Source organism: Mesorhizobium sanjuanii, from assembly GCF_002529485.1.
In the GTDB taxonomy this organism is placed as follows: Bacteria; Pseudomonadota; Alphaproteobacteria; order Rhizobiales; family Rhizobiaceae; genus Mesorhizobium; species Mesorhizobium sanjuanii.
In genome coordinates, this window is the sequence record NZ_NWQG01000046.1 from 1 (window position 1) to 14,971 (window position 14,971).

General features: G+C 62.5%; 9 protein-coding genes. 5 read left to right on the plus strand and 4 right to left on the minus strand.

The annotated features are described in order from the left end of the window. Positions 1-1,377, plus strand: a 1,377-nt coding sequence (locus CN311_RS08770; RefSeq protein WP_097572935.1) for an outer membrane beta-barrel protein, incomplete at its 5' end; no start/stop codon positions are given. 29 nt (positions 1,378-1,406) lie between these two features. Here the strand turns inward: CN311_RS08770 and galU are convergent. Continuing rightward, complete coding sequence (galU, locus tag CN311_RS08775; protein WP_097572936.1) at positions 1,407-2,312, minus strand: UTP--glucose-1-phosphate uridylyltransferase GalU; 906 nt, start codon at positions 2,310-2,312, stop codon at positions 1,407-1,409. Positions 2,313-2,516: 204 nt separating this feature from the next. On the opposite strand from galU, the gene CN311_RS08780 reads away from it, so the two are divergent. Both CN311_RS08780 and CN311_RS08785 read left to right on the plus strand, forming a co-directional pair. Further along, on the plus strand, positions 2,517-3,743 hold the full coding sequence (locus CN311_RS08780; protein WP_097572999.1) for a lytic murein transglycosylase: 1,227 nt from the start codon (positions 2,517-2,519) through the stop codon (positions 3,741-3,743). Between the two features lie 118 nt (positions 3,744-3,861). Beyond that, on the plus strand, positions 3,862-5,082 hold the full coding sequence (locus CN311_RS08785; protein WP_097572937.1) for an SGNH/GDSL hydrolase family protein: 1,221 nt from the start codon (positions 3,862-3,864) through the stop codon (positions 5,080-5,082). Positions 5,083-5,133: 51 nt separating this feature from the next. Here CN311_RS08785 and CN311_RS08790 read toward each other — a convergent pair whose 3' ends face one another. Together CN311_RS08790 and gltB are read right to left on the minus strand one after the other, a co-directional pair. Then, a complete protein-coding gene (locus tag CN311_RS08790; RefSeq protein WP_097572938.1) occupies positions 5,134-6,588 on the minus strand; it encodes a glutamate synthase subunit beta in 1,455 nt (484 codons plus the stop codon). A gap of 155 nt (positions 6,589-6,743) precedes the next feature. After that, the gene (gene gltB / locus CN311_RS08795) at positions 6,744-11,465 is read right to left on the minus strand and encodes a glutamate synthase large subunit (protein WP_097573000.1); all 4,722 of its coding nucleotides are present in this window, start codon (positions 11,463-11,465) and stop codon (positions 6,744-6,746) included. A gap of 476 nt (positions 11,466-11,941) precedes the next feature. On the opposite strand from gltB, the gene CN311_RS08800 reads away from it, so the two are divergent. Then, the gene (locus CN311_RS08800) at positions 11,942-12,994 is read left to right on the plus strand and encodes a threonine aldolase family protein (RefSeq protein ID WP_097572939.1); all 1,053 of its coding nucleotides are present in this window, start codon (positions 11,942-11,944) and stop codon (positions 12,992-12,994) included. 70 nt (positions 12,995-13,064) lie between these two features. Here the strand turns inward: CN311_RS08800 and CN311_RS08805 are convergent, their stop codons facing one another. After that, positions 13,065-13,532 (minus strand): Hsp20 family protein, encoded by a 468-nt coding sequence (locus CN311_RS08805; RefSeq protein ID WP_097572940.1) that lies wholly within the window; start codon positions 13,530-13,532, stop codon positions 13,065-13,067. Between the two features lie 466 nt (positions 13,533-13,998). Here CN311_RS08805 and CN311_RS08810 point away from each other — a divergent pair, with 466 nt between their 5' ends. Next, positions 13,999-14,955, plus strand: coding sequence for an alpha/beta fold hydrolase (locus CN311_RS08810; RefSeq protein ID WP_097572941.1), 957 nt, complete (start codon positions 13,999-14,001; stop codon positions 14,953-14,955). Positions 14,956-14,971: the final 16 nt, after the last annotated feature.

A 14,971-nucleotide genomic window follows, 5' to 3' on the forward strand; every position in this document is an offset into this window, starting at 1 on the left:
AGCGCCAGGCAACGCGCCGCCGATGAAGACAAGGCGCAGGATGAAGCCGCTGACAGCAAGAAGACAAGGAAAACCACCGTCGACTCAACAACCACGGCCACGACGGATGACGCCGACACCGCCCAGACGGATCAGGACACCAATCGCCGCGCCGTGACCATTGATTCCGCCGACAGGCTGCCGCTTGACCCCGGCGCCGAGCGTGCCGAGGCGATCGAGGGCCAGGACAAGAAGGCGGAGGACGACCCCTTCGCCGCCACCGGCATCAAACTTGGCTCCTTCGTGATCAGGCCGACGCTCGAGCAAGGCCTGACGGCGACGTCGAATGCCGATTCGAGCAATGGTGGCAAGCCGGCACTGCTGTCGGAAACGACGCTGCGCTTCAATGCGATCTCCGACTGGCGAGAGAATTCGGCCATCATCGACGGCTACGGCACCTTTCTCAAGACCATATCGGGCGACGAGATCCAAGAGTTGCGCGGCCGTGTCGAAGGCACGCTCAATGTCGACCTCGACAACGATCTGCGCGCTATCGCCAGGCTCGGTTACGAGGCGGCGCCGGAATCGGCCTCATCGCCCGTCGTCATCGAAGGCACCGCCGAGCAGCCGGTGCGCCAGACCATCGACGGCAGCCTCGCAGTCGAGAAGGATGCCGGCAAGATGCGCTTTGCGCTGACCGGTGCGGCCGAACACGATATCTATGGCGATGCCAAACTTTCGACGGGTGGATCACTGTCGCAGAAGGACCGCGACTCGACCCTCTATACCGCGACCTTGCGCACTGGCTACGAGATCTCTCCCGCCATCACCCCCTTCACCGAGATCGAGGTCGGCCGCCGGCTCTATGATCAGCGCGTCGATAGCAGCGGGTACGAACGATCCTCGACACGGCTCGGCGCCCGGGCCGGCGTTGAACTCGACATGGGCGAGAAACTTGCCGGCGAATTCTCGGCCGGCTGGCTCAGGGAAGCCATCGATGACGACCGACTGCAGGCGATTTCGGGCGCTACGGTGAACGCCGACCTCAAATGGTCGCCCGAGCGCGGCACCATAATCGGCCTCACCGGACAGACGACCGTCGAGGACTCGACGACCGCCGGAGAAAGCGGCGACATCCTCTATTCCGGCCGCCTCACCGGCGAGCGGCTAATCCGTGCCAATCTGACCGGGAACGCCGCCCTTGGCGCGGACTGGCGTGATTACATAGGCTCCGACGGCCATGATCTGACGCTGAGCGCCGAGGCCGGGCTGACATGGTGGCTGAACCGCTATACCGGCCTCACCACCCGCGTCAGGACCGAAAAGCAGACCAGCAACCTGGAGGGCCGCGACTACACGGCCAACAGCATATTCCTTGGCGTGAAGGTCCAGCGGTAAGGCAAGCCGACCGGCATCGACGAGTGGCCCTAAAAAGCAGCGCCCTTGCGTTGTGACGGCTTCAACTCGTCGAGCAGCGTGCGGATGACGCCCGCCATGCTCGCATTCATATCGCTGCGCCACAGCGCGAAGGCGACATTGGCCTCGACAAAGCCCTCGGGCGATCCGCAATCGAAGGTGCGCCCCTGATAATGGTAACCGTAGAACGGCTGCTGTTTCTCCAGTTTCAGCATCGCATCGGTGAGCTGGATCTCGTTGCCAGCGCCCTTCTCCTGGCTTTCAAGGATCCCGAATATCTCAGGCTGCAGGATGTAGCGTCCGTTGATGTAGAGATTGGAGGGTGCGGTGCCAGCCTTCGGCTTCTCCACCATACCGGTGATCCGAAACCCATGATGCGTATCCTCACCGCGGCCGACGATGCCGTATTTATGGGCCTCGGCCGGGTCGCATTCCTGGACCGCGATGATGTTGTTGCCGGTCTCGGCATAGAGCTCGACCATGTCCTTCATGCAGCTTTTTTCCGACTGCATGATCATGTCGGGCAAGAGCAGCGCGAAAGGCTCGTCGCCGACCAGTTCGCGGGCGCACCAGACGGCATGTCCAAGTCCGAGCGGCACCTGCTGGCGGGTGAAGCTGGTCTGCCCCGGCCCAGGCTGCAACCGTTGCAGGCGGGCGAGCTGGTCGTCCTTGCCGCGCTGGGCGAGTGTGTCATAGAGCTCGAACTGGATATCGAAATGATCTTCTATGACTGCCTTGTTGCGGCCGGTCACGAAGATGAAATGCTCAATGCCCGCCTCGCGCGCCTCGTCGACGACATACTGGATGACCGGCCTGTCGACGACGGTCAGCATTTCCTTGGGAACAGCCTTGGTAGCCGGGAGAAACCGCGTGCCGAGGCCAGCGACCGGGAAAACTGCCTTGCGAACTCTCTTCATGCTGCCATTTATCCTTGCTAGCCTCGTGGGCAACCGCTTGCAGACATTTTCATGCCGAAATCGGGAATTACCGACTATCCGATGAAAATTTGCAATCCCTAAAGCATCGACCTGTCTTTTCGTTCCCAACAGCACCTATGGTAAACTAAATCCTAACCGGCTTCGGCGATGAATGATCTTCCTGTGATGAAAAAGGAGGAAAAGATGTTCCTACGCAATGCAGCAAGGCGCCTGACGAGCGTCGTGGCGGCCGCCGGCCTCTCGCTTGCCTTGCTGATGCCAGCCGGGTCTGCTTTTGCCGACGCCGGTTTCCGCCAATGGGTTGCCAGCTTCCGCGCCACCGCGGTGCAGAGTGGCGTTTCCGGCGCTGTCTACGACCAGGCATTCAGGGGCATAAAGGATGCCGACCCGGAGGTGCTGGAGAAAGCACGCTTTCAGCCCGAGTTCACGGCGCCCGCCTGGGACTATTTCGACAATCGCGTCCATGACCAGTCGATCGCCGTCGGCCAGCAAATGGCCAGGAAATGGAAACCGTGGCTGGACAGGATCGAGGCCAAGTACGGCGTCGACCGCAACGTCCTGCTGGCCATCTGGTCGATGGAATCGAACTATGGCGAAACCCTCAAGCGCAACGATATCATCCGCAATGTCGTGCGTTCGCTGGCAACGCTCGGCTACGCCGATAAGAGACGATCGAAATATGCCCGCACCCAGTTGATCGCGGCCTTGAAGATTCTGCAGAGGGGCGACATCGACGAAAGCCACCTGGTCGGCTCATGGGCAGGCGCGATGGGCCATACCCAGTTTATTCCGACCAGCTACCAGTCCTACGCGGTCGACATGGACGGCGACGGCAGGCGCGATATCTGGAATTCTATTCCCGACGCATTGGCAACGTCCGCCAATCTGCTCAGGAAGAACGGCTGGCAGGCCGGCAAGACCTGGGGCTATGAAGTCGTCCTTCCGGACGGCAAGAAATTCCCGAAAGGATCGATGTCGCTGTCGCAATGGCAAGCGCTGGGTGTCAAGCGCGCCAACGGCAAGCCGTTCAGGAATGGCGCGGACAAGGCGACGTTGAAGGTGCCCGGCGGCCGCGGTGGACCGACCTTCCTGATGATCAAGAATTTTTCGGTCATCAAGCGCTACAACAATGCCGACAAATACGCGATTGCCGTCGGCCTTCTTGCCGATGATATCGCCGGCTATGGCGGGCTTGTGCAGGATTGGAAGCGGCCCTTCACCAAGCTTTCCTTCGAGGAAAGGCAGGAGCTTCAACAACGGCTTTCCGAGCACGGCTACTATTCGGGTAAGTTCGACGGCAAGATCGGCGAGGGGTCGAAAGCCGCCATTATGGCCTTCCAGGCGAAGGCCGGCTTGACCCAGGACGGACATCCGAGCATGGAAGTGCTCAAATGGCTCAGGCAGAAATAGAGCCGTCTACAGCGTGCGTCCTTTCGAACGCGCAGAGGACGCTGTAGCACGTTAATTCGCGCGCATGGCCCCTTCCGAATCCGCTTTCGGGCCATGCGCCCAGGGATGGAGAGGGTGATTGGTTTCGGCTGCGCGCATCCGGGTGATCCTTCGTCGCGTGCCGGTACTCGCTCTGGCCATTGTCGTCCTGGTGGCGGGCATCGCCGGCGCCTTTCACACACCGGCCATGGCGCAGGAAGAAAGCCGTGGCTGGTCGCTGCGCGACCTGTTGTTTCCGCGCCGGAGCGAGCGGATCGAGCCGCCACCGCGGCAAATCCAGCCAGCCAGGCCACTCACGAAGGCAAGAAAGCCTCGCGCCGCGCCGCGCCGACCAGCTGAGCCAACAACCCCCATTGTCGAGAAGGCGCCGGATGCCCGCACTGTTCTGGTGGTCGGCGATTTCATGGCGAGCGGCCTCGCCGAAGGGCTGGATGCCGCTTTTGCGCAAAACGCTGGCGTCAGGATCGTCGTTCGCGGCAATGGTTCGTCCGGCCTCGTGCGTGACGACGTCTACAACTGGCCCGAACAGATCAAATCGCTGATCGAGACCGAAAAGCCCGCGGCCGTGGTCGTCATGCTTGGTTCCAACGACCGTCAGCAAATGCGCGTCGACGATGTACGCGAACAGCCGCGATCGGAGAACTGGACCAAGGAATACGAGCGCCGGACCGAGGCGCTCGGCAAGGCCATCGCGTCGACCAAGGTTCCCTATCTGTGGGTCGGCATGCCGCCTTTCCGGGTGGCGAAGATGACCTCCGACATGCTGGCTTTCAACGACATCTACCGGTCGGCGGCCGAAACTCACGGCGGCGAATTCATCGACATCTGGGACGGTTTCGTCGACGAGAACGGCGCCTTCGTCATCAGCGGGCCAGACATCAACGGCCAGGCGGTGCGCCTGCGCACCGATGACGGCATCAACGTGTCGAAGGCCGGCAAACGCAAGCTCGCCTTCTATGCCGAAAAACCGCTGCTGAAGATCCTGGGGCTGAGTGCACCGGGAGGCGCCACGACCGCCGCCGCGCCGGCCGGCGCTCCCGTCGAGGCGCCGGCGGCCGCGCCCATGGAAGTTGACCGAACCGTACCGATGCTGCTCAGCGATCCGGCGCTCGACGGCGGCTCGGAACTTCTCGGCGCCACCCCACTGAAAAAGGCGGACAGACCCGGCGAAAAGCTCGCCGTCGAGGGCAAGGCCCCCAAAGCCTCGCCCGGCCGCGCCGACGATTTTTCCTGGCCGCCCAAGGTCAATCCCGCGACGGCAGCCGCTGGAAGCGACAAGACGACGGCAATCAATCCTTGATCCGGCGGAAACGCCCGCAGATGGCCGCAGGAGTAGGGTTTCCAAACGATCTCAGCGTGGCAGGACGGTCGATCCCATAAGCGCCTCGTCGATCGCACGCGCCGCCTGGCGGCCCTCGCGGATCGCCCAGACGACCAACGACTGGCCACGTCGCACGTCGCCCGCCGCGTAGAGCCGTTCGACGCTGGTCCTGTAATCGCGGTCGTTGGCCTCGACATTCCTGGAGCGGCGGGCATCGGTGGCGATCTTCATCTGCCCGTCCAGTTCCTGCACCACGCCAGCCGCGGCGGGGCCAGCAAAGCCGATGGCGATGAAGGCCAGATCCGCGCGGATGACGAATTCGGTGCCGGCGATCGGCTTGCGCTTTTCATCGACTTCGCAGCATTTGACGCCGGTCAGCTGGCCATCCTCGCCGATGAACTCCAGTGTCGCTACCTGGAATTCGCGTTCCGCGCCCTCGGCCTGCGAGGATGACGTACGCATCTTGGTCGCCCAATAGGGCCAGACCGCCAGCTTGTCTTCCTTCTCCGGTGGCTGCGGGCGGATGTCGAGCTGGGTGACGCGCACGGCGCCCTGGCGGAAGGCGGTGCCGACGCAGTCGGAGGCGGTGTCGCCGCCGCCAACGACGACGACATGCTGGCCGCCGGCGACGATCGGGGGCGAGGGCCACGCCACCGACTGGATCGCTTCGCCGCCGACGCGCTTGTTCTGCTGCACCAGATAGGGCATCGCGTCATGCACGCCCTCAAGATCATCGCCGGGAATGTCGGCGGCACGCGGCGTTTCCGAACCGCCGCAATAGAGCACCGCATCATATTCGGCGAGCAATTCCTCCACCTTCTTGTCGACGCCGACATTGACGCCGCAATAGAAGCTCACGCCCTCGCCCTGCATCTGCTCAATACGCCGGTCGATATAGTGCTTCTCGATCTTGAAGTCGGGGATGCCGTAGCGCATCAACCCGCCCGGCCGGCTCTCGCGCTCATAGACATGCACGTCATGGCCGGCGCGGCCGAGCTGCTGGGCCGCCGCCATGCCGGCCGGTCCCGAGCCGATGACGGCGACGCGCTTTCCCGTCTTCTTCTCCGGCGGATAGGGCCTGATATGGCCGGTCTCGTAAGCCTTGTCGGCGATCGCCTGCTCGACGGTCTTGATGGCGACCGGGATGTCCTCGAGGTTCAGCGTACAGGCTTCCTCGCAAGGCGCCGGGCAGATGCGGCCGGTGAATTCCGGGAAATTGTTGGTCGAATGCAGGTTGCGGATCGCATTGTCCCAGTCGCCATTGTAGACGAGGTCGTTCCAGTCCGGGATCTGGTTGTGGATCGGGCAGCCGGTCGGCCCGTGGCAGAACGGAATGCCGCAATCCATGCAGCGCGCGGCCTGTTTCTCGACCTCCTTGTCCGACATCGGCAGCGTGAATTCACGGAAATGCCGGATGCGGTCGGAAGCCGGCTGGTACTTGTGCACCTGCCGGTCGATCTCGAGAAAGCCTGTTACCTTGCCCATAGTCCAGTTCCTGCTGTCCAGATGGTGCGCCCGCAAATCTAACTTGCCGTCGCACCGGTTAACCTCTTGAGGCAGCCATGGCAACCTTCAGCCCGAGGTCAGGATTGTTGATGAGCCCCGTGCCGGGAAGCCAGGCTTCCCGGCCGTCGCAAAATCTATTCCGCTGCCACGCCCATGCGCATGCGTTCCATCTCGATCAGCGCGCGGCGGTATTCGACCGGCATGATCTTGCGGAATTTCGGCCGGAAAACCGTCCAGTCGTCGAGGATCTCGCGGCCGCGCACCGAACCCGTGTAATGCACATGGTTGGAGATAAGCTGGTAGAGCCGTTCCTCGTCATGGCTGGTCATGTCGCCTGACACATCGACGCGACCCTTGTGATCGAGGTCGCCGCCATGATGCAGCAGCTTCTCCATCAGATCGTCTTCTTCCGGAACCGGCTCCAGCTCGACCATCGCCATATTGCAGCGCTCGGCGAAATCGCCCGCCTCGTCGAGCACATAGGCGACACCGCCCGACATGCCGGCGGCGAAATTGCGGCCGGTCTGGCCGATGACGACGACGATGCCGCCGGTCATGTACTCGCAGCCATGGTCGCCGACGCCTTCGACGACGGCGGCCACGCCAGAGTTGCGCACCGCGAAACGCTCGCCGGCCACGCCGGCGAAATAGGCCTCGCCCTCGGTCGCGCCATAGAGCACCGTATTGCCGACGATGATGGATTCTGCTGCGACGATCTTGGCCTCTTCCGGCGGACGGATGACGATGCGCCCGCCCGACAGGCCCTTGCCGACATAATCGTTGCCGGCGCCGACCAGCTCGAACGAGACGCCGCGCGCCAGGAAGGCGCCGAAGGACTGCCCGGCCGTGCCGGTGAGCTTGACCGAAATCGTGTCCTCGCGCAGCCCCTTGTGCTTGAAGCGCTTGGCCACTTCGCCCGACAGCATGGCGCCCGCCGAGCGGTCGACATTGCGGATCGGCAGTTCGATGCTGACCGGTTGCCGGCTTTCCAGCGCCGGCTTTGCCAGCTCGATCAGCTTGCGGTCGAGCACATCGTCGATCGGGTGCTTCTGCCGCTCGGTCCAGTGCACCGCGTGATGCGGCGCGTCCGGCTTGAAGAACATCTTGCCGAAATCGAGCCCGCGCGCCTTCCAGTGCTCGATCACGTCGCGCTTCTCCAGCAGGTCGGTATCGCCGATGATCTGGTCGATGTGGGTGAAGCCCATTTCGGCGAGCAGTTCGCGCACCTCTTCCGCCACGTAGAAGAAGAAGTTGATGACGTGCTCGGGCGTGCCCTTGAAGCGCTTGCGCAGCACCGGGTCCTGCGTCGCCACGCCGACCGGACAGGTGTTGAGGTGGCACTTGCGCATCATTATGCAGCCGGCCGAAATCAGCGGCGCGGTCGAGAAGCCGAACTCGTCGGCGCCAAGCAAGGCGCCGACGATGACGTCGCGGCCAGTGCGCAGGCCGCCATCGACCTGCAGCGCAACGCGCGATCTGAGCCCGTTGAGCACTAGCGTCTGATGCGTCTCGGCAAGGCCCATTTCCCACGGGCTGCCGGCATGCTTGAGCGAGGTCAGCGGCGAGGCGCCGGTGCCGCCATCATAGCCCGATATGGTGATGTGGTCGGCGCGCGCCTTGGCGACGCCGGCCGCGACGGTGCCGACGCCGACTTCGGACACCAGCTTGACCGAGACATCCGCCGCCGGATTGACGTTCTTCAAATCGTAGATGAGCTGCGCCAGATCCTCGATCGAATAGATGTCGTGATGCGGCGGCGGCGAGATCAGGCCGACGCCCGGCGTCGAGTGCCTGACCTTGGCGATGGTGGCATCGACCTTGTGGCCGGGCAGCTGGCCGCCCTCGCCAGGCTTGGCGCCCTGCGCGACCTTGATCTGCATCACGTCGGAATTGACCAGATATTCGGCAGTCACGCCGAAACGTCCCGACGCGACCTGCTTGATCGCCGAGCGCTCGGGGTTCTTGCCGCCGCCTGGCAGCGGCAGATAACGGTCGGCTTCTTCGCCGCCCTCGCCGGTGTTCGACTTGCCGCCGATGGCGTTCATGGCGCGCGCCAGCGTGGTGTGCGCCTCCCTGGAGATCGAGCCGAACGACATCGCCCCGGTCGAGAACCGCTTGACAATGTCGGCAGCCGGCATGACCTCGTCGAGCGCGACCTTCTTGCGGCCGGTTTCATCCGCGAGCCTGATCTTGAACAGGCCGCGAATGGTCTGGGCGCGGGCCGTCGCACTGTCGATCTGGGCGGAATATTCCTTGAAGGTTTCCCACGAGCCCTGGCGCACGGCGTGCTGCAAGGTGGCGACCGCATCGGGCGACCACATATGCGCCTCGCCGCGCATGCGGAACATGTATTCGCCGCCGACCTCAAGGCTGTTGCGCAGCACCGGGTCGTTGCCGAAGCCGTCGGAATGGCGCCTGACCGTCTCTTCCGCGATCTCGTCCAGCCCGACGCCTTCGATCAGCGTCGCGGTGCCGGTGAAATACTGCTGCACGAAATCCGACTTCAGCCCGATGGCGTCGAATATCTGCGCGCCGCAATAGGACTGGTAGGTCGAGATGCCCATCTTGGACATCACCTTGAGGATGCCCTTGCCGATCGACTTGATGTAGCGGGAGACGACTTCATAGGCGTCGACCTCGGCCGGCAGCTCGCCGCGCTTGTGCATGTCGAGCAGCGTGTCGAAGGCGAGATAGGGATTGATCGCTTCGGCGCCGTAGCCGGCGAGACAGCAGAAATGATGCACCTCGCGCGGCTCGCCGGATTCCACGACGAGCCCGACCGAGGTGCGCAGCCCCTTGCGTATCAGGTGATGGTGCACCGCGGCCGTGGCCAGCAACGCCGGTATGGCGATGCGGTCCGGCCCGAGCTGACGGTCTGACAGGATGATGATGTTGTAGCCGCCGGCCACCGCCGCTTCCGAGCGCTCGCACAGCCGGTCGATAGCGCCCTGCATGCCGGCCGCGCCCTCGTTCGAGCCATAGGTGATGTCGATCGTCTTGGTGTCGAAGCGATCCTCGGTATGGCCGATGGAGCGGATCTTTTCGAGATCGCCATTGGTCAGGATCGGCTGGCGCACTTCGAGCCGCTTGCGGCGCGAATTGCCGACGAGGTCGAAGATGTTCGGCCGTGGCCCGATGAAGGAAACCAGGCTCATCACCAGCTCCTCTCGGATCGGATCGATCGGCGGATTGGTGACCTGGGCGAAGTTCTGCTTGAAATAGGTGTAGAGCAGCTTCGACTTGTCCGACATCGCCGAAATCGGCGTATCGGTGCCCATCGATCCAACCGCTTCCTGGCCGGTCGTCGCCATCGGCGACATCAAAAGCTTGGTGTCTTCCTGGCTGTAGCCGAAAGCCTGCTGGCGATCGAGCAGCGAGACATCCTTGCGCAGCGCGCGCGGCTCGACCGGCTTCAGATCCTCCAGGATAAGCTGCGTATTGGCGAGCCAGCTCTTGTAGGGGTGCCTGGTCGCAATCTCCGACTTGATCTCCTCGTCGGAAATGATGCGGCCCTTTTCCAGGTCGATCAAAAGCATGCGGCCGGGCTGCAACCGCCACTTCTTAACGATCTTTTCCTCCGGCACCGGCAGCACGCCGGCCTCGGAAGCCATGATGACGCGGTCGTCATCAGTAACGATGTAACGCGCCGGACGAAGACCGTTGCGGTCGAGCGTAGCGCCAATCTGGCGGCCATCGGTGAAGACGACCGCCGCCGGCCCATCCCAGGGCTCCATCAGTGCGGCATGGTATTCGTAAAAGGCCTTGCGATCGGCATCCATGAGCTTGTTGCCGGCCCAGGCTTCCGGGATCAGCATCATCATGGCGTGGCTGAGCTTGTATCCGCCCTGGAACAGGAATTCGAGCGCGTTGTCGAAGCACGCGGTGTCGGACTGGCCGTCATAAGAGATTGGCCAGAGCTTCGAGATGTTGTTGCCGAACAGCTCGGAGTCTACGGACGCCTGCCGCGCCGCCATCCAGTTGTTGTTGCCGCGCACGGTATTGATCTCGCCATTGTGGGCGACCATGCGATAGGGATGCGCCAGCTTCCACGACGGGAAGGTGTTGGTCGAGAAACGCTGGTGGACAAGGATCAGCGCGGTCTCAAAACGCAGATCGGTCAGGTCCTTGTAATAGACACCGACCTGATAAGCCAGGAACATGCCCTTGTAGACGATGGTACGCGCCGACAGCGACACGCAGTAGGAACCGATGTCTTTGTTGTCGTTCTCGGCGTAGATGCGGCCCGATATGACCTTGCGCAGCAGATAGAGCCTGGCCTCGTACTCCTCGTCGTCGGTAATGTCTGCCGTGCGGCCGATGAAGACTTGCCGGTGGTACGGCTCGGATGCCACGATGTCCGGAGCCTTCGACAGCGACGAATTGTCGACGGGAACGTCACGGAAACCGATCAGCGGAAGCCCCTCGGACTGTGCCGATTCGGCGATGATGTCCTCGATATGGGCGCGAAGCGCCGCGTCCTGCGGCATGAACCAGTGGCCGACGCCGTACTGGCCCGCCGGCGGCAGTTCGATGCCCTGGGCCGCCATTTCCTCGCGGAAGAAACGGTCGGGAAGCTGCACCAGCACGCCGGCGCCGTCGCCGACGAGCGGATCTGCGCCGACGGCGCCGCGATGCGTCAGGTTTTCAAGCACGGCAAGCCCGTCCTTGACGATCTGATGCGACTTGACGCCCTTCATATTGACGATGAAGCCGACACCGCAGGAATCATGCTCGTTGCGCGGATCGTAAAGGCCATGGGCAGCGAAACCGGTATCGGTGCGCAGCGGATTTTTGACGGCTGCCGCTTTCGTCTGCGCGGCCTGGCCGTTGATCGCAGATGGCGTCAATTCCGTCATCATCCTGTCCTCCATTCGGCGCCCTCAGGGCGCTGGTTTGCGTCGGGAAGCGCATGCTTCCCTTCATCCTTGCGGCACGTCTTGCGAAATCCTTGCCGAACCATGCGGCTTTCCGCATGCTTCGCATATGGTATTCGTACTGGCCAGAGCCGGGCCGTCTACCTGTCGCTCGCGGCAATAGCCGGAGAAGCCAATGATACGCCACTCCAGCCCGATTTGTGCGACAAAATAAGACAGCACTACTGTCCTAAATTTTTATGACAGAAATCCTAGACGCGCACAAGACCGATTCACAAAAAACTTGGGCGTTCGGCGACAGAAAATTACGCGGAGGCGAAGGAAAACGTAAGCTTCAGTCGTCAGCCGCTGGCTGCCGTACAGGCTGGCTTTAACGGTTTTCCGACGTGTGGCCTCTTGCGGTCGGCCTGTGAAACCGGTCAACTTCATGCGGATTTCCCCAAAACACAGGCAGATGCATGTTCTTCGCTTCCGACAATTGGGCAGGCGCCCATCCCAATATCGTTGCCGGCCTGTCGGGCGCTGCCGGCGGGTTGTCCACCGCCTATGGCGACGGTGCGCTCGACCAGGCGGTTTATCAACGCTTCAGCGAGATTTTCGAACGCGAGGTTGCGGTGTTCTTCGTGGCGACCGGCACCGCCGCCAATTCACTGTCGCTGACCACCTACAACAAACCGGGGGGCATTTCCTTCTGCCATCGCGAATCGCATGTCATCGAGGATGAATGCGGCGCGCCGGAATATTTTAGCGGCGGCTCGCGGCTCTGTGCCATCGACGGTGCTCTTGGCAAGATCGACCCGCACAATCTGGAAAACACGATTGGCCGTTACGCACCGGAAATCGTCCATTGGGGACGGCCGATGGCGGTTTCGATTACCCAGTCGACCGAGGTCGGTACCGTCTACTCATTGGACGAGATCGACAAGATTTCGGCGATCGCTAGGCATTACAAGGTGCCGTTGCATATGGACGGCGCCCGTTTTGCCAATGCGCTGGTCGCGCTGGATACGACGCCGGCGGAAATGACCTGGAAGCGCGGCGTCGATATCCTCTCCTTCGGCGGCACCAAGAACGGCTGCTGGTGTGCCGAAGCGATCGTGCTTTTCGGTCTCGATCGCGCCGGGGAACTGGCCTTCCTGCGCAAGCGCGCCGCGCAATTGTTCTCGAAATCGCGCTTTGTCGCGGCACAGTTCGACGCTTATTTCAAAGATGGCCTGTGGCTTGACACGGCTCGGCATGCCAACGCCATGGCGGCTCGGCTTGCGGCGGCGATCGAGGATTCTTCATCTGCTAGTCTGGCCTGGCTGCCACAAGCCAACGAGGTCTTCGCGGTGATGAAAAAGGCCGAGGCCGAGAGGTTGCAAGCGGCGGGAGCCGCCTTCTATGACTGGCACAGGCCGCTTGGTTTCGACGGCCATATAGGTGAGGACGAAGCGCTCTATCGCTTCGTCACCAGCTTTGCGACGACAGCCGAAGACGTCGACCGTTTTGGCCGTCTGATCGCCGGATAGGCGCGTATCAAACAAAAAAGGCGGCGAGGATCTCTCCGCGCCGCCCTTGCCTGGAAGGCGATGTATTAATTTAGTTGGCGGTCTTGGCCTCGATCTGCTTGGCCTTGCCCGAAGACGCGGTGATCGCGATCTTGCGGGGCTTCAGCTCCTCGGGGATGTTACGCTTGAGGTCGACGAAGAGCAGGCCGTTCTTCAGCGTGGCGCCGACGACATCGACGTGGTCGGCAAGCTGGAAGCGGCGCTCGAAGGCGCGCGAAGCGATACCGCGGTAGAGCAGCTCGGCACCTTCGCCATTGCCCTCTTCCTTGCGCTCGCCCTTGACGGTCAACACATTGCGGTGGGCCTCGATCGAGATTTCCTCGTCCGAGAAACCGGCGACAGCCATCGAGATGCGGTAGGAATCCTCGCCGGTACGCTCGATGTTGTAGGGCGGATAGGTCTGCGCGCCGTCAGGCTGCGCAAGCGAATCGAGCATGGTGAATAGCCGGTCGAAGCCGACGGTCGAACGGTAAAGCGGGGAAAAATCAACGTGACGCATGGTGTGTTCTCCTGTTGAGCAACATGGTTTGCGTATGGCCGGTGCGAAACCCGTTGAGGCGTTCCGAGTGGGCCAGCGGCCCCGACATTGGCGGCCGCAGCAGACATTTGGGGAGCAGGCAGGAGCATTTCAAGATTTTCCTGCCGGCGAAAAACCGCTGGGTTTCGAGCCTTGATGAACGGCAGATGAACCGAGGCTTCGGCGGACGTTCAGCCAGGCAGAGCTAGATTGTTTTCCAGGATCAAGAAACAGCGGCAACCGGATGCGGTGCCGCGACGAGGCCGAACCGGGTGTAACGTCCCTTCCTCCCGGCTCGACAGAGGCCGGAAGCCCGCCGCAGGCTGCTTCCGGCCTCATTCGTTGCCTTTCCATCTCCCGCAACGCCTTTGCTTTTGGCGCATGGCCGTCTATCACCATGCCGACGTCTCGGCAGGATCGGCCGGGACAGCAAACAACGAAGCGCCGAATGACGGATCTCTTCCACGAAATTCCGGGCAATCCGATACCGGAAAATGCGGCCGGCGGCTTCTTCACCGCACGCGACGGCAAGAAAATCCGCTACGGCCTGTTTGCCGCCACCACCCGTCCGATGAAGGGCACCGTGGTCGTGCTGACCGGCCGCAACGAGTGCATCGAAAAATACTTCGAGACCATCGGCGATCTTACCGGGCGCGGCCTCGGTGTCGCCACCCTCGACTGGCGCGGCCAGGGCGATTCCGATCGGCTGATCGGCGACCGCCAGCGCGGTTATGTCAGGAGCTTCTTCGATTACACCAGCGATCTGGAACAGTTCTTCGAGGAGATCGTGTTGCCCGATTGCCGTGGGCCATATTACATATTGGCGCATTCGGCCGGCGCGGTGATCACGCTGCTTGCCGCGCCCTCGATGGTCAACCGCGTGCGGCGCATGGTGCTGATCGCCCCGTTCCTGACGGTGCCTGACCTGCCGGTATCGATAACGACCGTTCGCCGCGTCTGTACGCTGTTCAGCTACCTCGGCCTTGGCCGGCTCTATGCCGCCTGGGGTCCGCGGCCGAAGGAAACCGCGCCCTTTGCCACCAACAAGGTGACATCGGATCCGCAGCGGTATCGGCGCAACACCTTGCTCTACGAAACCTATCCGCAGCTGGCGCTCGGCGGGCCGACGATCCGCTGGCTGAAGGCGGCGGCGGAAGCCTCCGAAATCATCAGCGATCCGGACTTCATGGCCAGGATCCAGGTTCCCTTGCTGGTGATCGCCGCCGGCGCCGACCAGGTCGTCTCGACCAGGGCCGTGGAAGCCTACGCCAGGCGTCTGCGTCTCGGCTCCTTGCTGATGATCGATGGCGCGCGCCATGAAATCCTGCAGGAAGCCGACCTCTACCGCGAGCAGTTCCTTGCCGCCTTCGATGCCTTCATCCCCGGGACCGACGACGCAGCTTGATTTGCCCGTACTCAGA

Coding starts and splice junctions, on each gene's coding strand:
- CN311_RS08780 (WP_097572999.1), top strand. CDS start 2,517: ATGTTCCTACGCAATGCAGCAAGGCGCCTGACGAGCGTCGTGGCGGCC.
- galU (WP_097572936.1), bottom strand. CDS start 2,312: ATGAAGAGAGTTCGCAAGGCAGTTTTCCCGGTCGCTGGCCTCGGCACG.
- CN311_RS08805 (WP_097572940.1), bottom strand. CDS start 13,532: ATGCGTCACGTTGATTTTTCCCCGCTTTACCGTTCGACCGTCGGCTTC.
- CN311_RS08800 (WP_097572939.1), top strand. CDS start 11,942: ATGTTCTTCGCTTCCGACAATTGGGCAGGCGCCCATCCCAATATCGTT.
- CN311_RS08790 (WP_097572938.1), bottom strand. CDS start 6,588: ATGGGCAAGGTAACAGGCTTTCTCGAGATCGACCGGCAGGTGCACAAG.
- CN311_RS08810 (WP_097572941.1), top strand. CDS start 13,999: ATGACGGATCTCTTCCACGAAATTCCGGGCAATCCGATACCGGAAAAT.
- gltB (WP_097573000.1), bottom strand. CDS start 11,465: ATGACGGAATTGACGCCATCTGCGATCAACGGCCAGGCCGCGCAGACG.